Annotated in this window: 15 protein-coding genes; 7 read left to right on the top strand and 8 right to left on the bottom strand. The window is 68.3% G+C overall.

What is annotated here, in order from left to right; translation table 11 throughout:
* Window positions 1–143 precede the first annotated feature (143 nt).
* From Aple_RS39780 to Aple_RS39790, 3 genes are all read left to right on the top strand, one after another.
* The gene (locus tag Aple_RS39780; RefSeq protein WP_155349943.1) at window positions 144–3,455 is read left to right on the top strand and encodes a hypothetical protein; all 3,312 of its coding nucleotides are present in this window, start codon (window positions 144–146) and stop codon (window positions 3,453–3,455) included.
* Between the two features lie 89 nt (window positions 3,456–3,544).
* The gene (locus Aple_RS39785) at window positions 3,545–4,147 is read left to right on the top strand and encodes a hypothetical protein (RefSeq protein WP_155349944.1); all 603 of its coding nucleotides are present in this window, start codon (window positions 3,545–3,547) and stop codon (window positions 4,145–4,147) included.
* Window positions 4,144–5,070, top strand: coding sequence for a hypothetical protein (locus tag Aple_RS39790; protein WP_246265074.1), 927 nt, complete (start codon window positions 4,144–4,146; stop codon window positions 5,068–5,070). Before Aple_RS39785 ends, Aple_RS39790 begins: the two co-directional genes overlap by 4 nt.
* On the opposite strand, the gene Aple_RS39795 is transcribed toward Aple_RS39790, so the two are convergent.
* The 5 genes from Aple_RS39795 to Aple_RS39815 form a co-directional block, all read right to left on the bottom strand.
* Entirely contained in the window at window positions 5,060–5,563 is a 504-nt protein-coding gene (locus Aple_RS39795) for a methylated-DNA--[protein]-cysteine S-methyltransferase (protein ID WP_155349946.1), read from the bottom strand. The two genes, Aple_RS39790 and Aple_RS39795, sit on opposite strands and share 11 nt — an antisense overlap.
* 11 nt (window positions 5,564–5,574) lie before the next feature.
* Window positions 5,575–6,957 carry an AlkA N-terminal domain-containing protein gene (locus tag Aple_RS39800; protein ID WP_155349947.1) on the bottom strand — a complete coding sequence of 461 codons (1,383 nt, stop codon included), beginning with the start codon at window positions 6,955–6,957 and terminating at the stop codon, window positions 5,575–5,577.
* A 70-nt stretch (window positions 6,958–7,027) separates the two neighbouring features.
* Window positions 7,028–7,975 carry an NYN domain-containing protein gene (locus tag Aple_RS39805; protein ID WP_155349948.1) on the bottom strand — a complete coding sequence of 316 codons (948 nt, stop codon included), beginning with the start codon at window positions 7,973–7,975 and terminating at the stop codon, window positions 7,028–7,030.
* 200 nt (window positions 7,976–8,175) lie between these two features.
* Window positions 8,176–8,388: an acyl-CoA carboxylase subunit epsilon gene (locus Aple_RS39810; protein WP_155349949.1), complete on the bottom strand. Its 213-nt coding sequence runs from the start codon at window positions 8,386–8,388 to the stop codon at window positions 8,176–8,178.
* The gene (locus tag Aple_RS39815) at window positions 8,385–9,971 is read right to left on the bottom strand and encodes an acyl-CoA carboxylase subunit beta (protein WP_155349950.1); all 1,587 of its coding nucleotides are present in this window, start codon (window positions 9,969–9,971) and stop codon (window positions 8,385–8,387) included. Before Aple_RS39815 ends, Aple_RS39810 begins: the two co-directional genes overlap by 4 nt.
* A gap of 266 nt (window positions 9,972–10,237) precedes the next feature.
* On the opposite strand from Aple_RS39815, the gene Aple_RS39820 reads away from it, so the two are divergent.
* From Aple_RS39820 to Aple_RS39835, 4 genes are all read left to right on the top strand, one after another.
* Entirely contained in the window at window positions 10,238–11,572 is a 1,335-nt protein-coding gene (locus Aple_RS39820) for an APC family permease (RefSeq protein ID WP_155349951.1), read from the top strand.
* A gap of 123 nt (window positions 11,573–11,695) precedes the next feature.
* Window positions 11,696–12,457, top strand: coding sequence for an ABC transporter ATP-binding protein (locus tag Aple_RS39825; RefSeq protein WP_155349952.1), 762 nt, complete (start codon window positions 11,696–11,698; stop codon window positions 12,455–12,457).
* Between the two features lie 161 nt (window positions 12,458–12,618).
* Window positions 12,619–14,067, top strand: coding sequence for a hypothetical protein (locus tag Aple_RS39830; protein ID WP_246265075.1), 1,449 nt, complete (start codon window positions 12,619–12,621; stop codon window positions 14,065–14,067).
* A 77-nt stretch (window positions 14,068–14,144) separates the two neighbouring features.
* The gene (locus tag Aple_RS39835; RefSeq protein ID WP_155349954.1) at window positions 14,145–16,784 is read left to right on the top strand and encodes a phosphoenolpyruvate carboxylase; all 2,640 of its coding nucleotides are present in this window, start codon (window positions 14,145–14,147) and stop codon (window positions 16,782–16,784) included.
* 25 nt (window positions 16,785–16,809) lie between these two features.
* Here Aple_RS39835 and Aple_RS39840 read toward each other — a convergent pair whose 3' ends face one another.
* The 3 genes from Aple_RS39840 to Aple_RS39850 all read right to left on the bottom strand — a co-directional run bounded on the left by Aple_RS39840 (window position 16,810) and on the right by Aple_RS39850 (window position 21,274).
* A complete protein-coding gene (locus Aple_RS39840; protein WP_170321905.1) occupies window positions 16,810–18,024 on the bottom strand; it encodes an NAD(P)/FAD-dependent oxidoreductase in 1,215 nt (404 codons plus the stop codon).
* A 233-nt stretch (window positions 18,025–18,257) separates the two neighbouring features.
* On the bottom strand, window positions 18,258–19,088 hold the full coding sequence (gene fdhD / locus Aple_RS39845) for a formate dehydrogenase accessory sulfurtransferase FdhD (protein ID WP_155349956.1): 831 nt from the start codon (window positions 19,086–19,088) through the stop codon (window positions 18,258–18,260).
* On the bottom strand, window positions 19,085–21,274 hold the full coding sequence (locus Aple_RS39850) for an FdhF/YdeP family oxidoreductase (protein WP_155349957.1): 2,190 nt from the start codon (window positions 21,272–21,274) through the stop codon (window positions 19,085–19,087). Before Aple_RS39850 ends, fdhD begins: the two co-directional genes overlap by 4 nt.
* Between the last annotated feature and the right edge of the window lie 24 nt (window positions 21,275–21,298).

Consider the following 21,298-nt stretch of genomic DNA (forward strand, 5'->3'; position numbering starts at 1 on the left):
CTCCTGGGGGGCGGCCGAGTAGGGAAATGATTCGGGAGCGGAGGGAGCGGGCGGTTCGGGGGGAGAGGGCCGTGGGGGCGCAGCGGCTTGCTGTGCAAGGGGGGAATGGGCAAGGGGGGACTGTGCGACGGCGAGGGGAGCCGGTGCGGATTTCGCGGCGGCGGACGGTGGGGGATGTGTTCGCGGGGCTGGCCGCGATGGTGGCTCTGGCTGGGTTGGTCGGGGGGGTGCCTTTCGCGTTGATCCGGTTGGCTGGGCCGCCGGTACCGGAAGGGCTCTTCGATCTGGATGTGTTCACCAGCCAGGTCGGCCCGGAAACGATCATCGCGGTGCTGGTGCTGCTGGTCTGGCTGGCGTGGCTGCAACTGGTCGTTTGCGTAATCGTCGAGGTGTATGCCGGGATCCGGCGGATTGGCATGCCTGCCAGGGTGCCGCTCGCCGGTGGCACTCAAGCGTTGGCCAATCGCCTGGTCGGCGCGGTTTTGGTGTTGTTCACGGCGACCGCGGTGGCGGTGCCGTTCGCCAGGGTCGCGGCGCCGCCGCCGATTCAGTCGCACCTCACCGCGCAGACCACGCCGGTGCTCGCCCCGACCGCTGAAGATCGGCCCGCCCTGCAGCCGCGTGAGGTCAAAAAGGTGTACGTGGTGCAGCCCCCGCATGGCCGTCATCACGAAAGCCTGTGGGAGATAGCCGAGAAATGCCTCGGCGACGGCCGCAGGTACCCGGAGATTTACCAGCTCAACCAGCACAAGGAACAACCGGACGGCAGCCGCCTTCACATGGCCGACCTGATCCGCCCCGGCTGGGTCCTCGACATGCCGGACGACGCCAGAAACGTGCACATCGTCTCCGCCGACGACTCCCGCCGCGAAGTCCTCAACGATCACCCAGGCCCTCCCGCCGAACTGGACGGTCAGACCCACTACGCACCCCCAGGCGTGGACGACACCCGCATCCCCAAGCCGGACGCGAGCAGGCCGGAAATCAGGCCAGGCGAAACCGGTAAGTCCGGTACGGGCACCGAAGGAAGCGGTCGCACTTCAAGCATTCCGGACGCGAGTAATCCGGACGCGAGTAATCCGGGCACGGGAAAGTCGGACGCGGGCAAGCCGGACGCGGGTCGGTCGGAGATCCGGCCAGGCGAAACCGGCAAGTCTGGTTCGGGCACCGAAGGAAGCGGGCGGTCTGCGGAGCCGGAGCAGGACATCACCCGGCCGGACACAGGGGACGTGGGGAGCGGGCAGACCGGAGACGGGAGCGCGGACCTGGACGATTCCCCCACCAGGCCGCGAATCGTTCTCCCTAAGCCCGCCTGGCCCGACCAGACGACCCAGCCGCAGCAGCCCGGCACCTCCTCTGCGGAGGAATCGGGCGATCGTCCAGGTTCCTCCAGCGGCTCCGGCGATCGTTCGGGTGCTTCCAGCGATCGTTCAGGTACTTCCAGTGATAGTTCGGGTGCTTCCAGCGATTCCAGCGAGCGTCCGGGTTCGTCCGGCGAGCGTCCTGGCGAGACAGCGGAACCGGACAATTCCCCCACCCGGCCCGGTGGAGTCGACAGCCTGCCAGGAGTTCAGCAACCGGGAGCCGTACAGCCAGATGGCTCGCAGACCGGGCCGACAGACATCGCCATAGCCGAGCCAGAAGAAGCGGCCGCCGGGCTCGATCTCGTGGACTACCTGGCGGGAGCCTCCCTGCTGGCGGCCGGATTGCTCGCGTTGCTCGGGCGCAGGCGGCGGGAACAGCTGTGGCGGCGCGCGTTCGGCTACCGAGTCGTACGACCCCGAGGCGACGCGGCCAGCGCAGAAGTGGCCATTCGCCTCGGATCCGACGCACCAGGCAGCCGCATGCTGGACTCGGGACTGCGCCTGCTGGGCCGCCTGCTGGCCGAAGCCGACCGCCGCCCACCGGCGATCTACGGAGTCCACCTGTCCAGCCGAAGCATGGACCTCTGGATCCACCCCCCGGACCGCAACCCCCCCGAACCCTGGGAGGTCGCCGACGACGGCCAGGTCTGGCGACTCGCGGCCCACGAAGGCCGTCGAATCGACGAGAACGCGATGAACGACGTCCCAGCGCCATACCCAGGCTTGGTCTCCCTCGGCACAGCAGGGGGCGGCCGGGTACTCGTGGACCTGGAAGCCGCACACGGTGTCATCTCGATGACCGGACCCAACACGGTCGCGGCCCTCTCCGCGCTCGCCGTGGAACTGGCCACCAACCGATGGTCCGACCAGATGCGCATCACCCTCATCGGCTTCGGCGAGGAACTCGCGCTGATCGCCCCCGATCGGGTACGCGTGGCGGGAAGCCTCGCCGAAGTCCTCCCCGACCTGGAGGAACGCGCCCACGACCAGCCCGGCGACGTGCTCACCGGCCGGATCCACGGACGTGCCCACGATCCGGCCTGGCCGCCCCACTACCTGCTGTCGGCGATCCAACCCACCCCGGAGGAAGCACGCAGGCTGGCTCTGCTGAGCAAGGGCACGCGGACAGCTCTGGGATTCGTCGTCGCGGGAGCCGTACCGCACGCGACCTGGACGTGGGAGATCACCGCGGACGGACGGGCGGTGGTGGAGACGCTCGGGTTCGACGTGGACGCGCAGTTGCTGCCCCGGCGGCACTACCAGGCGGTCGTGGACCTGTTCCGCACCGCAGGCCGGACTGAAGGCGAACCGTTGCCGGAGCCGGCCGACCTGCGAAGGGCCGACCTGCCGCCCGCGATCGAGGTGCGCATTCTCGGGCCGATCGAGATCAGCCCGGTGAACGCGCTGGAGGACGGGCGGGCGGCGCTCGCCCAGGAGCTGGTGGTGTATCTGGCCACGCACCCCGGTGGCGTACATCCGGTGGTGCTGGGCGGCGTGTTGTGGCCGCGTGGCGTGCAGCCGATGGTCAGGGACGCCACGATCGCGCGTGTCGCCCAGTGGCTCGGCGAGGATTCCCGGGGACGCGCCCACCTGTATGTGGATGATTCCGGGCGGTTACGGCTCAGCTCCGAGGTGCGCACCGACTGGGACCTGTTCCGCGAGCTCGTACGCCGAGGAGATCTGGAACGCGCCCTCGGCCTGGTACGCGGCCCGCTGCTGAACGCCCGCCCAGGCAACAGATACGCCTGGCTGGCGGCCGATTCGCTGGAATACGACGTCACCGCCGCCGTCGCCGACGCCGCGCACCGGCTGTGCGAGGCCCGGCTGGAGCGCGGCGAAGCAGACGCGGCGGTCGCGGCGGCCAGGGCGGGCCTGCTGCTGGCGGCCGACGACGAGGCCCTCTGGCGCGACCTGCTGCGGGCCGCGCACGCCACCGGCGACCACGCCAGGCTCCGCGCCGTCGTCGACGCCCTGCACCGGCGCGCGGCCTCGCACCCGTACGGCGGCGGCATGGCCCCCCAGACCGAATCGCTCATCGACGAACTGCTCCCGGCCTGGCGCCGGACTCTCCGCACCTCGCGGCTGGCCTGAGGAGGACCGAAATGCGCCATGCCGAAACCCGCATAACTCTGGATCCACCCAGGCGTCCCTCATTACCGTCCACGAGAGGACATGTCGCCATGACGCTGGTGATCCTCGCGTTATCGGCCTGCGCCGCTCCCACCGGACCGGAATTCGCCCCCGGAGGAGGCGAAAGCACCACAAAAGCCCTTCCCACCACGTCATCCGCCCCCGGCATCGAAACGATCACGGCCGCACCGGGCCTCCAGATCGCGATCGACTGGCCGTCCGACCGCAATAAGATGATCAAAGCCTTCACCGACAACTATGTGGACCAGTGGCGCGCGGTCGCCACGGCCGGCGTCGACGACTCCTACCTGCAAAGCGTCGAGGAACCCGCCAACCGCGACGCGTACCGCTGGGTGTGGAGCTTCCTGAAGGGAAAGCAGTCCGCTCAAGGCACCGCCAAGCTGTACGCGCTCCGGGTCGCCTCGGTGACCGGCCGGGGCGCGGAGATCAACGCCTGCGTGGACACGTCCGGCATCCGGGTCACCGATGCCGCGGGTGCGCCGATCGACGATCAGCCTGCCTGGACGGCGTCCCCGCAATCCACCTACTTCCAGGTCGCCGCCGTGCGGAGAGGGGACGACGGCACCTGGAGGGTCAAGCTGTTCCGCCACGCGAGCTATCCCGATGAACGCGCGAAGGAGTGCCTGCGATGAGAGTCCTGCTCGCCCTGGCTCTCGCCCTCGCCCCGGCGGCCGCCCCCGACCCGGGCGGACCCTCCGGCGAGGGCTTCCAGCACGGCCGTACGGTCGGCGTGCAACTGGAGAATTCCACCATCGTCATCAGCGGGAACGGCCTGGGCGCCAAATCCGACGGCTACCGGATCAAACGCCCCTGCTGGTACGAGCCCGGCCGCAGCGCCGAGGACATGCTGAAGGCGCAGGAGGACCTGCGGGCGTTCTGGTTCCGCACCAACCCTGGCAGCACCGAGGAGGACTTCCAGAAGTTCCTGAAGCAGTTCGAGGACAAGATCGGCGAGCCGGGGCGCTGGTGGTCACCCGCCTACAACGCCGCCGATCCCAAGGGGATGTCCTGCTGGACCGCCCTGGAGGGCGCGATCTTCGTGGGTCCGGGCAACACGCCCCCGGCCGGGATCACCATGACCGAACTCCTGGACATCGCCCGCGCCGCGCTGACCGTCCCCGAGCCGCAGGTCCAGCTCAACCCCGACGCCAAGAGCTACGTGAACCTGCCCACCTGGGTGTGGCTCGACGGCCAGGGCCAGACCACCCGCTCGGTCACCGCGACCCTGCCGGGCCTGCTCAGCGCCACGGTGACCGCCACCCTGGGCAACATCGAGATCGACGCGGGCACGACGGCCGACCGGGCCGAAGTCAAGGAGAACTGCGGTCCAAGCGGCCGGCCGTACGTCAAGGGCGGCACGTTCACCTGCGGCGTGCGCTACCTGCGCGCCTCGGCGGACCAGCCCCGCAAGGTCTACACCCTGACCGTCACCACGGTCTGGCCGGTCACCAGCAACGCCGACCAGTCCGTGGTCCCCTTCGTCTTCGACCCGGTCGAAGGAACCGTCACCCGGGACATCCCGGTGGGCGAGGTCCAGAGCACCGTCAGACGCTGATCAATCGGGCTTCGTGGTTGAGCAGCCACTGCTTGACCGGAGGGCCGTAGTAGTAGCCGCCGTAGCCGCCTGCCGCCGGGAGCACCCGGTGGCAGGGGACGAACGGGGCGATGAGGTTCTGCGCGCAGGCGGAACCGGCCGCCCGGGCCGCCGTCGGGGGCAGTCCCGCGTGGCGGGCCAGTTCGGCGTAGCGGACGGTGGTGCCCGCGGGCACGGCGCGAAGTGCCTCATAGAGGCGCTGGCGGGTGGGCGTGCCGGGCTGCGACACCGGGATCGTGTCCAGGGCCTCCAGCTTGCCGTCCAGGTAGTCGGCTACGGCTTGGGCGGCTTCGGGGAGCTCGCCCATCTTCATGCCTTCGGCCTGGAGTTCGGGCGAGAGGCGTACGAACATGTCGTACGGGTCGGCGGTGAAACCGGCGGCGACCAGGATGCCGTCGCGGGCGAGCAGGGCGAGCGGGCCGACAGGTGTCGGAACGGTATGGGTCACGATCATGGTGGTTGTCCTTACGCATTCCAGATATGGAGGGCGGCGTAGGCGCGCCAGGGGCGCCACCGCTCGATTTCGGAGTCGGCGATGGCCAGCTGGGCCATCTTCTTGCGGAGCACGAGGTCTCCGCCGGGCCAGGCGTCGGGATCGCGGAGGGCACGCAGGGCGATGTAGCTGACCGTCCACGGTCCGATGCCGGGAATTTCCAGCAATTGCGCCGAGGTCTCCGCGGGGTCGCCGCCCTCCAGGTCGATCTGGCCGTCGGCGACGGCGCGGGCCACCGCGTTCAGGGTGGCGATGCGGCGGCCGGTCAGGCCGAGGCCGGTCAGGTCCTGCTCCGCGAGCTCCGCCGCGGTGGGAAAGGTGTCGCCGCCCGCGATCCGGCCGAGCAGGGTACGGGCTCCGGCGACCGAGATCTGCTGGCCGACGATCGCGCGGACCACCAGCTCGAAGGCGTCGAAAGCCCCAGGGACCCGCAGGCCCGGTCGTTTCCTCACCAGCGGTCCCAGCGCCGTGGGCTCCAGGACGGCGGCGATGGCGTCGGGGTCGGCGTCCAGGTCGAGCATGCGGCGGCAGCGCGCCACGATCCTGGCCAGCTGGCGCATGTCGTCCGTGCTCACCGTCAGCCGGATGTGATCGCTGGCGGGCGTCAGCGTGATCGCTCCACCGGGAATCACCCGCTGATAGCTGGTCACCAGGTTGTCCTGAAATATCGTGCTTTCGATGCCGGGGATTGCGCGGGAGGCCAGGAAACGCAGCAGCGCCTGGGCGTCGTAGGGCGCCCGATACGCGAGCCGGAGCGTCACTCCTTCCGGCCCGCCCGCGCGCAGCGGTCCCACCTTCTTGCGGAGATCGCCGGGCGCAAACCCGTACGACTCCTTCATGGCCCCGTTGAACTGCCGTACGCTCCCGAACCCGGCCGCGAACGCGACATCGGTGATCGGCAACGACGTCTCGGTGAGCAGCTGCTTGGCCAGCAGCAACCGTCGCGTCCGGGCCACCGCCAGCGGCCCCGTGCCCAGCTCGGCCACGAACAGCCGGTGCAGATGCCGCTCGGTCACGTGCAGCCGCCGCGCCAGCCCCGCCACCCCGATCTCGTCCGCGACACCGTCGTCGATCAGCCGCAGCCCTCGTCCGACCAGGTCGGCCCTGGCGTCCCAGCCCGGCGACCCCGGGCTCAGCTCCGGCCGGCAGCGCCGGCACGGCCGGAACCCGGCCGCCTCGGCGGACGCCGCGTGGGTATAAAACCGCACGTTCTTCCGCGCGGGGGTACGCGCCGGGCAGATCGGCCGGCAGTAGATCCCCGTCGACGTCACCGCCGTGTAGAACCGTCCGTCGAAGCGGGCATCGCGGGCGCATATCGCCAGGTAACACCGCTCGAAGTCCAGACTCGTGCTCATAAAGAACACGTTATGCGCTGCTCAGCCGACCCTGCTGGCGGAAATCGGACCTCAGCATGGAGACAGGGAGCTACTTGCTGGAGATCCCCACCCCCAGGTCGAACTCCCGGTACACGCGTGCCCAGAAACCGTCCCGCAGCCACACCCGGGCCTCCGGGTAGGGCCGCAGCGAGTGACCGAGCTCCTTCTCCGCCTCGATGAGCAGCTCGGTGTCGATGACGGTGGGCAGGATCGGTCCGGGCAGCAGATCCCTGATGTTGTCCCGGCCGCGGGTGAGGATCCACTTCTGCGCCACGTGCTCGCCGACCTCCTCCACCCGGGGACGGCTCGGGCCCAGCTTGGGGCTGCTGGGGGCGCCGTGCACCTGCTTCGGCGGCGCCACCGGTTTCGCGGCCCGGGCGGCGAACACCTGCGCGGGCGACGGCGGCGGCGTGACCGGCACCGGGATGGGGGCCCGGTTGAAGTACGGCCGCAGGAAATCGGCGCTGAGAATCTCCACCGTGTCGGACTCCCACACCAGCCGTTCCGCCTGGTTCGTTCCGAACGGGGGTTCTACGCCCCACAAGTGCACTCGCACCCCATACGCCTGGGCGGCTTCGACGGCGGGAACCATGTCCTCGTCGCCGGCGATCAGCACGGTGTCGCTGACCGCGTGGTGCCGGGCCAATGCCTCCAGGTCGCTGCGGATCTGCGCGTCCACGCCTTTCTGCTGGCCGCGCGCGTTCAGGTTGCCGAGTCGTACCTTGACCCAGGGAAGCTGGGCGATGACGCGCTGGTCCACGGTCGGCACGCGGTCACGGGCCGCGTCGTACCAGTAGACGCGCAGCAGCTCGCCGGGGATGCGTTCCAGGGCGTGCTTCTGCAACGACTGGATCAACTCGTCGGCCGCGACCCGATACTCCTTACGCTCCTTGGCCGAGAGGAGAACCTCTCCGGCCGCCGCGTAGAGGTATCCGACATCGACGAGTACCGCGTATTTGGCTGCCATGCTGTGCGCTGCGAGGTCCGGGATGGCCATCTTGTCCTCCAGGCCTCGTCTCCATGTGTTTGGCTGAGGGTAATTGCCCTTTTGTAGATACTCCCAACTCTTGGGCCACTTGACACCCGGTTCGGCGGATCTAATCCATCGCTGCTAACGAGAAACCCGTCCCATAGCCGGCCGCGTGGCCGTCGGCCAGGGGGCTCGCCGCTGCGGCCGTCCAGATCACGCCTTTCTCGTTAGTCGCGTCGTGCGCTCGCCCGCCAGGCCCCCGGACCGGCCCGCCAGGACTGACCTTGCCGCATGCTCCTGACCGGATCCCGCCAGGCCTCGGCGGGCCGTACGGCTTCCGCCTGTGATGGCGTGGCTGCGGTGAGTGCCACGATCAGGGCCGCGATCTCTTCGGGAGAGGCGTCTCCCCGGACGATCTTCAGATGGTTCAATTGGCTCACAGCGGGATGTTCCCATGCTTCTTGGGGGGCAGCGAAGCGCGTTTGTTGCGCAGTGCGCGGAGCGCGCGCACCACCTGCGCCCGGGTGTCCGACGGCCGGATGACCGCGTCCACGTAGCCGCGTTCGGCGGCCAGGTAGGGGTTGGCGAGCGTGTCCTCGTATTCGGTGATGTATCCGGCGCGGGCCGCGTCCGGGTTGTCGGCCGCGGCCAGCTCCCTGCGGTAGAGGATGTTGACCGCGCCCTGCGCGCCCATCACCGCGATCTGCGCCGTCGGCCAGGCCAGGTTAACGTCGGCTCCGAGGTGTTTTGACCCCATAACGTCGTACGCCCCGCCGTACGCTTTTCGGGTGATTACCGTGACGAGCGGCACGGTGGCCTCCGCGTATGCGTAGAGGAGTTTCGCCCCCCGCCGGATGATGCCGTTCCATTCCTGATCGGTCCCCGGAAGGAATCCCGGGACATCAACAAATGTCAGTACAGGGATATTGAAAGCGTCACAAGTCCGGACGAATCGTGCTGCTTTTTCCGAGGCGGCGATGTCCAGCGTGCCCGCGAAACTCAGCGGCTGGTTCGCGACCACCCCGACGGAACGCCCCTCCACCCGCCCGAATCCGACCAGGATGTTCGGTGCGAACGCCGCGTGCACCTCCAGGAACTCCCCGTCGTCGAGCACGTGCCCCAGCACGGTGTGCATGTCGTACGGCTGGTTGGCCGAGTCGGGGATCAACGTGTCGAGTTCCGGCACCGGATCGAGCGCCGCGTCCGCGGGGAAAACCGGGGGTTCGTCCAAGTTATTCGACGGCAGGTACGACAACAGCGCCCGAGCAAACGCTAGGCAGTCTTCCTCGTCGCTGGCCTCGTAATGCGCCACACCGGACTTGGAGTTGTGCGTGTGCGCCCCTCCGAGCTCCTCGAAGGTCACCTCTTCCCCGGTCACCGTCCTGATCACGTCCGGCCCGGTAATGAACATGTGCGATTTTTCCTGAACCATCAGGACAAAGTCGGTCAAAGCGGGCGAATAGACTGCGCCGCCCGCGCACGGGCCCATGATCAGCGAGATCTGCGGGATCACCCCGGAGGCGTGCACGTTCCGCTTGAAGATCTCCGCGTACAGCCCGAGGCTGACCACGCCCTCCTGGATCCGCGCCCCGCCCGAGTCGTTGATCCCCACCACCGGGCAGCCGGTTTTGAGCGCGTGGTCCATGACCTTCACGATCTTCTCTCCGAAGACCTCCCCGAGCGACCCCCCGAACACGGTGAAGTCCTGCGCGAACACGGCCACCGGCCGCCCGTCCACGGTCCCGTGCCCGGTCACCACGCCATCTCCGTACGGCCGCTCGCGGTCGAGGCCGAAACTCGTGGAGCGATGCCGGGCCAGCTCGTCGAACTCCACGAACGAACCCTCGTCCAGGAACGCGGCGACCCGTTCCCTGGCCGTCATCTTGCCCTTGGCATGCTGCTTCTCGACCGCCCGCGCCGACCCAGCGTGCTCGGCCTCGTGCAGCCTGCGCTCGAGCTCAGCGATCTTGCCGGCGGTGGTGTGGATGTCGATCTCGGAGGCCCGAATTCCCTCTGCCGTCATTCCCACAGGGTAGCCATGCGCTCACGGCCGCCGTCGCGCGGGTTGGCCCATTCTCCGCGACGGCGAAATCGTCGACCGAGACTCAGAATCGTCGCCACGCGGGCTGGCCGAGCGCGGACGAGGTGATCATCGCGTCCGTGGTGCCAGGGTCGGTGTCGTGCGGGCTGGCTGGGTGCGGGCGGGGTGATCATCGTGTCCGTGGTGCCAGGGTCGGTGTCGTGCGGGCTGGCTGAGTATTGTCGGTCACGCTGGGTAGTCTTCCGGTCATGGAATCGCAAACATCGCTCCGGCGGGTCATCGGGCGCAGGGTGCTGCTGCTGTTCGTGCTCGGTGACATCCTGGGCGCCGGTATCTACGCTCTGGCCGGGAAGGTCGCGGGGCAGGTCGGCGGGGCGCTCTGGGTTCCGTTTCTGGTCGCCTTCGTGCTGGCGGCTTTGACTGCGACGGCGTATGCGGAGCTGGTCGGGAAATATCCGCAGGCGGCGGGAGCCGCCCTTTATGCGAACAAGGCGTTCGGCATTCCCTTCGTCACGTTCATCGTCGCGTTCGCTGTGATGATGAGCGGCATCACCTCGGCCAGCGCCGCCGCCCGCGCGTTCGGCGGGCAGTATCTGGCCGAGTTCGTCAGCCTGCCTACCCTGGCCGGGGCGCTGATCTTTCTGGGCCTGGTCACCTTGGTCAACTTCGTCGGCATCTCGGAGTCGATCAAGGTCAATGTGGTCCTCACCCTGATCGAGGCGTTCGGCCTGCTGGTCATCATCGCCATCGGGGTTTACGCGCTGGTCGTGGGCGACGGCAATCCCGGCAGGGCGTTGGAGTTCCACCCGTTCAACGGCGCGTTCCTGGGCGTGCTCGGCGGCACCGCGCTGGCCTTCTACGCCCTGCTCGGCTTCGAGGACTCGGTCAACCTGGCCGAGGAGGCCAAGGACCCGCAGCGCGACTTCCCGCGCGCCCTGTTCGGCGGTCTGGCCGCGGCCGCCCTCATCTATCTCGCGGTCGCCTTCACCGCCACCATGCTGGTCGACACCGAGACCCTGCGCACCTCCAGCGGGCCGTTGCTCGAAGTGGTCAAGGTGGCCGGGCTCACTTTCCCGCCCAAACTGTTCGCGTTGATCGCCCTGCTTGCCGTGGGCAACACCGCGCTTATCAACATGCTGATGGCCTCCCGCCTGGTCTACGGCATGGGCCGCGAGAAGATCGTGCCCGCCGTCTTCGCCGCCGTGCACCCGTCCCGGCACACCCCCTGGGTGTCGATTCTGTTCACCGTCGGCATCGCGGTCGTCCTGGTCGGCACCGGCGAGGTGGGCGGCCTCGCCGACACCACCGTGCTCCTGCTGCTCTGCGTGTTCGCGCTGGTCAACGTCTCCGTCCTGGTGTTGCGCCGGGAGCCGGTGGAACACTGGCACTACCAGGCGCCCACCTGGGCGCCCGCGATCGGCGCGGTCGTCTGTCTCGTCCTGGCGCTTCCGGTCACCGGCCGCGACGGCTCGGTCTACCTGCGCGCCGCCGTCCTGATCGCCATCGGCGTCCTGCTCTGGTTTGTGAACCGGCTCTTCGTCGGCCGGGTGACGGACCTCGATCCCGCGAAGATCAGCCCGTGAGCACACGGGACCGCTGATCACACGTTCGCCAGCCGCGGTAGCGGTACGTATTTGCAACTTAGGTCTGGTTATGTTCGTTGTCACAGAGGACGGGGGCCCGTCACGTAGAGAAGAGTTGAGTGTATGGATGAGGCGGTTCGCACACGGGGGCTGTTCAAGCGGTTCGGGCAGCAGGTCGCGGTAGCCGGGGTCGAGCTGATGGTGCCGAAAGGCAGCTTCGCCGGTCTTGTCGGGCCCAACGGCGCGGGCAAGACGACCACGCTGTCCATGGTCACCGGTCTGCTCCGTCCGGACTTCGGGACGATCACCGTCGACGGCTTCGACGTGTGGGCCGATCCCCTGAACGTGAAGTCCCGGATCGGCGTGCTACCCGAGGGCCTGCGCCTGTTCGAGCGCCTCTCTGGCCGGGAACTCCTCCTTTACAACGGCCAACTGCGCGGCATCCCCCGCGCCCAGGTCCAGCAGCGCGCCGAGGAACTGCTCCGCGTCATGGACCTGGTGGAAGCGCAGGACAAACTGGTCGTCGACTACTCCACCGGCATGCGCAAGAAGATCGGCCTAGCCGCCGCCCTACTGCACAACCCAGACGTTCTCTTCCTGGACGAGCCATTCGAAGGCGTCGACCCAGTAAGCGCGAACACCCTGGTCGAGGTCCTCCAGCGCTACACCGCCTCCGGCTCCACCGTGATCTTCTCCAGCCACGTCATGGACCTGGTAGAACGCCTCTGCGACTGGGTTTCAGTAATGAGCCGCGGCCAGATCGTCGCCCAGGGCCCAGTCCAGGACGTCCGCCAGGGCCGCACCCTCAACGAGGCCTTCCTCGACCTGGTCGGAGCCCGCGGCCACGGCGACGGCGAGGGTTTGTCCTGGCTGGGCGCCCGATGACCGACTCAACACCTGACCCGACCCCTGTTCCGTCGGCGGGCGGTGGAAGCGGCACGATGGTTGGCACGTTTGTGCGGCTCAAGCTTCGGCTGATCGCTGGGAGCTTGCGTGGGGATCTGGTTCGGCAGCTTGGGTTCGGGTTTTCGATCTTTGCGGCTGTAGTGTGCGCGTTGTTTGGGTTTCTGCTGTTCAGCCTGACTCGGCTGGGTTCGGCGGAGCTGGCGCTGCAGATCGGTTCCTCGGTGTTCACGCTGGCTGTGCTCAGCTGGATGATCGTGCCGTTGCTCGCGTTCGGGCTGGACGAGACGCTTGATCCGTCTCGGTTGGCCCTGTTCCCGCTCACTACCCGGCAGTTGGCGACAGGTATGTTCGCCGCCTCCGCCACCGGTGCTTGGCCGATTGCCTCGCTGGTCGCCCTGTTCGGCGGCGTGGTTGGCCTGGCTAGGGGGATCGGGGGCGTGCTGCTTGGCCTGGTCGCGGTGCCGTTGGTGTTCGCGCTCTGCCTGGTTGCATCCCGGCTGGTCACCACCGCCTTGTCCGGTGCGCTGCGCAGTCGCCGGGGGCGGGACATGCTCGCGATCGCCGTGGTGTTCGTGGTGCTGCTCACCCAGCTGCCGAACCTGCTCATCAACCAAGGTCTGCCGAGCGACTCGCTGGCGGTGTTCCGGGCCACCGGCGACGCGTTGCGCTGGACTCCGCCGGGCTTGGCCGCGCACGCGATCGCTGACGGTGGCCTGGTCGGTGTGCTGGACCTGCTGATCCTGGCCGGTGTCGTGGTGCTGCTCGGCTGGCTCTGGATCGTCGCGCTGCGGGCCGCGCTGGTCCGTCCGGACGCCTCCAATCAGGGCGGCTCGGTCCGGCGCTCGCGCCGCGGCGGTCTGCTCCCGGACGGCAAACTCGGCGCGGTCCTCGCCAAGGAGCTCAAGTACGCCCGCCGGGAACCGCGCGGCCGGGTCGCCTGGTTCTCCGCCGTGGCGGTCAGTGGCGTCATGCTGTTCTCGCTGCGGGGCTCGGGAGGCTGGAGCGGGTTCGGCCTCGCGGCAGGACCCGCGATGATCGCCGCGATCGTGGTCGGTGTGCAGACGTCCAACACATTCGGCATCGACGGCAGGTCGCTGTGGATGAACGCGGTCGCCTTCGGCACCGAGCGTGACCTGCGGACCGACTTCGCCGGACGGCAGCTGGCCAACTTCGTCATCTCCGGGCCGCTGCTCGCCGTGGTCTCGGTGGCCGGGGCGGTGCTGGCCGGGAACGCGCTCTGGGCGGTGCCGGCCACGCTGCTGGCCTGGTGCGTGCTCGGGCTGTCCATGGGGACCGGTTCGGTGATGAGCGTGCTCTCGCCGTACACCTATCCGGAGCGGATGAACGCGTTCAGCGGCGCCGCGCCCGGGCAGGGCGGCCAGGCGTTCGTCGCCGGATTCGGGGCCATGTTCGGGGCTGGGCTGCTGTCGCTGCCGGTGGTGATCCCGACGATGTTCGTCGCGCCGTGGGTGAGCGGGATCGCCGTGCTGTACGGCGCGGCGGTGGCCTGGGGCGGGCGGCGGATCGCGTCCAGGATCGGTTTCCGGCGTATGCCGGAGCTGCTCGCGGCGGTCTCCAGGCCCACCTGACCGGCCACCCGACTGGTCTAGTCCAATGGGTGAGACCGGTATCGGGGAGGTCAGTGTCACTCGCTAGTCTTCGAAACATGGCCTCGACCGAACGCCACAGCGCTGTCACTGAGATGCCCGACGAACTCCGCGCCGACGTCCGCTTGCTGGGCGAACTGCTGGGTCAGGTGATCGCCGAGCAGGGCGGGCCCGACCTGCTGGCGGACGTGGAACGGCTACGCAAAGCGGTGATCGCCGCGCGCCGCCGGGAGACCACCGTGGACGAGGTGGCCGCCCTGGTGAACACCTGGCCGGTGGAGCGCGCGGTGGAGATCGCCCGCGCGTTCACCTGCTACTTCCACCTGGCCAACCTGGCCGAGGAGCACTACCGGATCCGGATCCTGCGCCGTCGCGACAGCGACAACATGCCGGTGCCGGAGTCGCTGGCGCAGGCCGTCAGGGACCTCAAGGATGATCTCGGCCAGGACGAGCTCAACCGGCTCATCGCCGGGCTGGAGTTCCGGCCGGTGCTGACCGCGCATCCGACCGAGGCCAGGCGGCGGGCCGTGGTCACCGCCATCCAGCGGGTCAGCGCCCAGCTCGACGCGTACAACACGCCGGGGCGGGGCGCGGCCGAGCGGGAGGAGGCGCATCGGCGGATGCTGGAGGAGATCGATCTGCTCTGGCGTACCGCCCAGCTCAGGAGCACCAAGCTGGACCCGCTGGACGAGGTGCGCACCGCGATGGCCGCTTTCGACGAGACCCTGTTCCGGGCCGTCCCGCACATCTACCGGTCGCTGGACGCCGCGCTCGAACCCGGCACCAGCACTCGCGCGCCCCGCTCCCGGGCGTACATCCGCTATGGCAGCTGGATCGGCGGGGACCGGGACGGCAACCCGAACGTCACCGCCAAGGTCACCAGGGAGGCCGTGCTCATCCACGCCGAGCACGTGCTGACCGCGCTGGAGACCGCCGCCACCCGCATCGCCAGGACGCTGACCGCCGATTCCGTCTACACCCCGCCGTCCGAGCAGCTGCAGGCCGCGCTCGCCCAGGCCGAGGGCGACTTCCCCGACCTGGTCTCGGAGATGGCCACCCGCTCGCCGCAGGAGCCGCACCGGCAGTGGCTGCTGTTCACCGCCACCAGGATCGCCGCGACCCGCCGCCGCGACCTCGACCTGGCTTATCTCTCGCCGGTCGATCTGCTCGCCGACCTGCGCCTGGCCCAGGATTCGCTGCGCGACGCGGGCGCGTTCCGGCAGGCCTACGGGGAGCTCCAGAACCTGATCTGGCAGGTGGAGACGTTCGGGTTCCACCTGGCCGAGCTGGAGGTGCGGCAGCACTCGCAGGTGCACGCCGAGGCGCTGGCCGAGCTCAACTCGGGAGGCCGCCGCTCGGAGCGGACCGAGGAGGTGCTGGCCACCATCCGTACCATCGCCTGGATCCAGGAGCGGTTCGGGGTCAAGGCCTGCTCCCGGTATGTGGTCTCCTTCACCCGTTCCGCCGACGATGTCGTGGCCGTGTATGAGTTGGCCAAGCACGCGCTCGGCGAGCGGGCGCCGGTGCTGGACGTGGTGCCGCTGTTCGAGTCGGGCGCCGACCTCGACAATTCGGTGGCGGTGCTCACCGGGATGATGGAGGCCGAGCCGGTCCGGCGCAGGCTGGCCGCCAACGGGCGCCGGATCGAGGTCATGCTGGGCTATTCCGACTCGGCCAAGGAACTCGGCCCGGCCGCCGCCACCATGCGCCTCTACGACGCGCAGGCCGCGCTCACCGCCTGGGCGACCGCCAACGGCGTGCGGCTCACGCTCTTCCACGGCCGCGGCGGCGCGCTCGGCCGCGGCGGCGGCCCGGCCAACCGGGCGGTGCTGGCCCAGGCCCCCGGCTCTGTAGCCGGCCGCTTCAAGGTCACGGAACAGGGCGAGGTGATCTTCGCCAGGTACGGTCACCAGGCCATCGCCCGCCGCCACATCGAGCAGGTCACCAACGCCGTCCTGCTGGCCTCCACCTCCAGTGTCGAGTCCCGCACCGCCGAGGCCGCCGCCAAGTTCCGCGCCCTGGCCGGCCAGGTGGCTTCGGCATCAGAACAGGCCTACCGGGCACTGACCGAGGCCCCCGGCTTCCCCGAGTGGTTCGCGCTGGTCAGCCCCCTGGAAGAGATCGGCTCCCTACGCCTCGGCTCCCGCCCCGCACGTCGCGGCCTGGGCGCGCCCAAGTCGCTGGACGATCTGCGCGCCATCCCCTGGGTGTTCGCCTGGGCCCAAACCCGCGTCAACCTACCCGGCTGGTACGGCCTGGGCAGCGGCCTGTCCGCCGTCCTGGACGCGGGCGGCCGAGCCGAACTCCAGTCCGCCTACAAGGAGTGGCCGCTGTTCGCCTCCCTGCTGGACAACGTGGAGATGTCCCTGGCCAAAACCGACAAGGCCATCGCCTCCCGATATCTGGCTTTGGGCGGCCGGGACGACTTCGCCAAGCAGGTCCTGGAGGAGTACGACCTGACCCGCAAGCTGGTACTGGAGATCACCGGCCACACCCGCCTCCTGGAGAGCCGCCGAGTGCTGTCGCGCGCGGTCCAGCTGCGTGATCCTTATGTGGACGCGCTCTCGCATCTACAGCTGCGGGCGCTGTCGGCGCTGCGTTCAGAGGAGTCGCTCACCGAGGAGGAGCGGGATCGGCTGTCGACGTTGCTGCTGCTCAGCGTCAACGGGGTCGCTGCCGGACTCCAGAACACAGGCTGAGGACTCTCCAGGTCGCTGCCGGACTTCACAAGGCGGCGACCACCTCACGTGCCGAGGTCAATTTGTCCTTAAAACGGTCGGGACGCCACGCGTTGATGTCGGCGAGGTTGCTCTTGCCTGCCGTGATCTGCTCCGCCACGACCCGTCCGAATCCGGGGCCGTGTGTGACTCCCTGTTCGTTGCAACCCGCGATGACGTACAGATTGCGGACACCGGGAAGTTCTCCGACAATGGCTCGGCCGTCGGGTGTGAAGCCTGGCACGCCGTGCTTCACGCGGAAGTTGCGATACTGGGCGAACGCCGGAATCGCATCGGCGAGGACCTTGGCACCACGTTGCACTGTCAGAACACCGTCGAGATCGACCTGATCGAGACGGTCCGGAACCTCGCCGTCCACGAATGAATATCGTGCGGGCGTGTCGTAGACGGTGCCGAACAGGAGCCGGCCGTTCTCCTCGCGCGCCCACACCGACTTCGGCAGTCCCGATGCGTGCCCTCTGATGAAGAGAAGCGGCAGATCCCCGGGAAGATCGAGGGGTTCGGTGACGATACGCGACACGACGAGAGGTGCGATCGGAAGGAACTGTCCGAGAGGCTCGAGTAGCTGATTGGTCCAGGCTCCCGCGGCGAGCACGACGATGTCCGCGTCGATCCGGCCGTGCGGGGTCACCACGCCGGTGATGCGTCCGCCCTCCTCGAGGATCTTCACGACGGGGGTCCTTTCGGCGAGGTGACCGCCTTCGGCCGTGAAGAGCGCCCCCAGTGCTCGCGTTGCCAACTCAGCCGATATCTGGGCACTCCTGGGACGCAGGACGCCCCGGTACACTCCCGACGCCTTAACTACTCCCCTGGTCATCGCTTCGATCTGCGCGGGCTCGATCGCGCGAGCGTCGGCAGGCCCCTCCGTGAGGCGCTTCTCCACATACGTCCAGTCCTGCTCGGTTGCGGCCATCCAGAGGATGCCCCGCTGCCGGTATGGGGACTCCGAGCGTGCGGCGTTGAGGTCACGATAGAAGTCGATCGCGTAGTCCGTGAGCGCGATCTCCTCCGAGCCGCTGCTGTCGGGAGAACCCGCGGCCCAATGGTCGATGAAGCCGGCTCCCGCCGCCGAGGTCGCCTGAGCAACGCGGTCGCGCTCTAACAAGGTGCAGTTCTTCACACCCGCGCGCAACAAGTGCAATGCGACGCTCGAGCCGAGGATGCCCCCACCGACAATCACAGCCTTGATGTCGCTGTTCATGAGCCTCCTCAGAGCGCCGCACTGGGGTCCGAAACTCAGGTACATGGATACTAACTATCCATTATTGGATCCACAATATCTGAGGCTGGCCCTCTTGGGTGAGCACCGAGGACAGGTCGGCAACGGGCCCCACTGGCGATCGCCACCGCCGACGACGCGATCAACTCCAGGTAGTCGTCGATGTCCGCCGTCGAGAGACACCGGTTCGTGCCTTGCGACGATCATGGCCTCGCTTATTGGGCGATGCGTTCGGGGCCCGCGTAGACGTTGAAGCGTTCGTTGCGGAGGAAGCCGACCAAGGTCATGCCGAACTCTCTGGCCAGGTCGACGGCTAGGGAGGAGGGGGCGGAGACCGCGCAGAGTAGTTCGATTCCGGCGGCCAGGGCCTTCTGGCCGATTTCGTAGCTGGCGCGGCCGCTGACCAGGAGGAGGTGGCCGGTCAGGGGGAGGCGGTTGTGCAGGAGGGACCAGCCGATGAGTTTGTCCACCGCGTTGTGGCGGCCGACGTCCTCGCGGGTCTGGACCAGGGTGCCGTCGGGGGTGAAGAGGCCGGCCGCGTGCAGGCCGCCGGTGCGGGCGAACACGCCTTGGGCGTTGTGGAGGGTGGCGGGAAGGCCGTACAGGATGTCGGGGGTGACGCGCAGGGCTGTGGTGGTGAGCGGGACGCAGCGGTCTTTCAGGGCGTCGAGGCTGGCGCTTCCGCAGACGCCGCAAGCGCTCGAAGTCATGAAATGTCGTTCTAAGTGGGGGATGTTGGGGAGTTGGGGGAGGCGGACGGAGACCGTGTTGTAGCGGGCCTCGGGGAGCACGTCGTCGTCGGTGCAGTAGCCGATTGCCTGGATGTCGCCGGGTTTGACCAGGCCCTCGCCGTGCAGGAAACCCGCCGCGAGCTCGAAATCGGCTCCCGGGGTGCGCATGGTGATCGCGACGGTACGGCTGACGCTTCCGGCCAGCACCCGGATCTCCAACGGCTCCTCGGTAGCGAGATCATCACGCCGATCTTTGGCGATATTTCCGGATACCTGGCGGACGCGGTACCGGGTCACCGGGCCTGGGCGGATCATGACGGATCGAGCGTCGCGTAGGCGTTGTAGTCGGGGATACGCGCGTCTGGGGAACGCCGGGCCTTGTCCAGCAGGACGTTGCCCTCCGGCCAGTGGATCTGCACGTTGCCCGGCATCAGCGGAGCCCGCAGCACATTCCCGGTGAAACTCCCGGTCGAACTGGTCAGCGTGACCTCGGCGCCGTCGGCCAGCCCAAGCCGGTCCGCGTCGTACGAGGAGATCAGCACAGCCTGCCGGGTCGCCCCGTTGAACCCGTCCCGGCGCTCGTGGACCATGCTGTTGAACTGCTTGCCACGCCGGGTCGCGACCAGGAACGCGCCGTCGGGTCGCTGAAGTTCGGGCAGGTCAACAGGGCTGAAGCGGCCACGGTGATCCGGAGTGGGGAACAGGCCATCAGGACAGAGATGCCTGCCGCCGTATTGCACGTTGTCCCCGAACGCAGACAGACCGGAAATACCCTCATAAAAGGGCACAGAGCGCTCAATGTCCTCACGAATGGCTGCGGTCCCACCGGGGTAGCGGATCAGGTCGGCCAGATCGGGCCGAGCCCGGGCGGCCAGCTCCGTGAAGATCTTCCACTCCGGCCAGGCTTCGCCGATTCGAGGCCCTTCGACCTCGGGTGAGTAGATGATCCGGCGTTCCGTGGACGTCTCCGTGACACCACCCGCCATCTCGTAGCGAGTCTGGGCGGGCAGAAGCAGCACATCGCCAGCCCCCGGGACGAGCATTTGGGAGGAGAGCACGATGTCGATGTGCACTCGCAGCCCCGGCCGGGACAGCGCCTCGCGGCAGTAGTCCGGATCCGGCAGAACCTCCAGGAAGTTACCTCCCGAGGAGATCAGCACATCCAGCTCACCCGCGTGCGCCGCGTCGATCATGTCCGTAGCTGTCAACCCCGGCGTTGTGGGAATCTCAAATCCCCACAACTCCGCGAACTTGGCCGCGTTCTCCGGAGTGACCGGCAGCCCGCCGGGAAGACCGGTGGCATATGCCCCCATCTCCGCCCCACCCTGCACACCGCTGTGCCCCCGGATCGGCATCAGCCCGCAGTTGTCCCTGCCGACGAAGCCCCGAGCCAGCGCCAGGTTGACGATCGCCCGAACGTTCTCCTCGCCGTACGCATGCTGGGTGATGCCCATCGACCACACCAGCACGGCCGATTTGGCCTCGCCGAGCAGCTTGGCCAGCGCGAACATATCCTCCCGAGTGGCGCCCGAGAGAGCTTCCAGCGATTCCCACGTCTGCGCGGCGACCGATTCCCGTACGGCGTCGAACCCCGCCGTATGCGTATCGATGAACGCCTTGTCCAGCCAGTCGTTCTCGACCAGATGCTTGAGCACACCGTTCAGGAACCCGATGTCCCCGCCAATGTTCACCCCGAAGAAATGATCGGTGATCTTCGTCCCGAACAGCGCGGACTCGGCGTTGGACGGCACCCAGTACCGCTCCATCCCCGGCTCGCGATAGGTGTTCACCATCGCGATCCGAGTGCCCGCCTTCTTCGCGTGATACAGGTATTTCATCGCGACCGGCTGGTTGTTCGACGGATTCGACCCGATGAACACGATCAGATCGGACCCGATCCAGTCCTGGTACGAGCACGTCGTCGCGGCCGCCCCGATCGCCTGCTTCAACGCCACCGTGGACGGCGAGTGACAGATCCGCGCGGCATTGTCGATCGAGTTCACCCCGATCGCCCGAACCGCCTTCTGCGCCGCGAAGTAGTTCTCATTGGGCACCCCCCGGCTGGTGAGATAGACCCCCACCTTCCTGTCGAGCTTCGCCGCCGCGAGATCCAGCGCCTCCTCCCACCCGATCCTGACGAACCCCGCCTCCCCCTGCCGCCGGATCATCGGGTACGGCAACCGCCCAAGCCCCCGCAACTCCCCGCTCCGCGCCGGCAACGCGGACACGTCCGCCAGCAGCCTCGCATCCAGCGCGGGCATCGTGTTCAGCTGAAGCAGCCGCAACCGGATATTGCACAGATGGATCTCGTCCATCGTCCAGTCGCGCATCCCCTTGGTCCCCAGCGCGCACCCGTCACACGTCCCCCGCGTGAGGATCCGCCACGCATACCGCCGGTTCCCCTTGACCGACCGGAAGGCCTTCCACAGCTCGAGATAATTGTTGGGCTTCCGCTCGCCGATCCCGAAGGGTTTCCAGCTCGCCCAGTTCTTCCGGTCCATCTATGCTCCTCACCAGTGCTTTCC

The organism is Acrocarpospora pleiomorpha, from assembly GCF_009687885.1.
Taxonomy (GTDB): domain Bacteria; phylum Actinomycetota; class Actinomycetes; order Streptosporangiales; family Streptosporangiaceae; genus Acrocarpospora; species Acrocarpospora pleiomorpha.

What these genes read in the sequence shown, in the direction of transcription:
- Aple_RS39785 (WP_155349944.1), top strand. Translation starts at nt 3,545, where the DNA reads ATGACGCTGGTGATCCTCGCGTTATCGGCCTGCGCCGCTCCCACCGGA.
- Aple_RS39790 (WP_246265074.1), top strand. Translation starts at nt 4,144, where the DNA reads ATGAGAGTCCTGCTCGCCCTGGCTCTCGCCCTCGCCCCGGCGGCCGCC.
- Aple_RS39795 (WP_155349946.1), bottom strand. Translation starts at nt 5,563, where the DNA reads ATGATCGTGACCCATACCGTTCCGACACCTGTCGGCCCGCTCGCCCTG.
- Aple_RS39800 (WP_155349947.1), bottom strand. Translation starts at nt 6,957, where the DNA reads ATGAGCACGAGTCTGGACTTCGAGCGGTGTTACCTGGCGATATGCGCC.
- Aple_RS39805 (WP_155349948.1), bottom strand. Translation starts at nt 7,975, where the DNA reads ATGGCCATCCCGGACCTCGCAGCGCACAGCATGGCAGCCAAATACGCG.
- Aple_RS39815 (WP_155349950.1), bottom strand. Translation starts at nt 9,971, where the DNA reads ATGACGGCAGAGGGAATTCGGGCCTCCGAGATCGACATCCACACCACC.
- Aple_RS39820 (WP_155349951.1), top strand. Translation starts at nt 10,238, where the DNA reads ATGGAATCGCAAACATCGCTCCGGCGGGTCATCGGGCGCAGGGTGCTG.
- Aple_RS39825 (WP_155349952.1), top strand. Translation starts at nt 11,696, where the DNA reads ATGGATGAGGCGGTTCGCACACGGGGGCTGTTCAAGCGGTTCGGGCAG.
- Aple_RS39835 (WP_155349954.1), top strand. Translation starts at nt 14,145, where the DNA reads ATGGCCTCGACCGAACGCCACAGCGCTGTCACTGAGATGCCCGACGAA.
- Aple_RS39840 (WP_170321905.1), bottom strand. Translation starts at nt 18,024, where the DNA reads ATGAACAGCGACATCAAGGCTGTGATTGTCGGTGGGGGCATCCTCGGC.
- fdhD (WP_155349956.1), bottom strand. Translation starts at nt 19,088, where the DNA reads ATGATCCGCCCAGGCCCGGTGACCCGGTACCGCGTCCGCCAGGTATCC.
- Aple_RS39850 (WP_155349957.1), bottom strand. Translation starts at nt 21,274, where the DNA reads ATGGACCGGAAGAACTGGGCGAGCTGGAAACCCTTCGGGATCGGCGAG.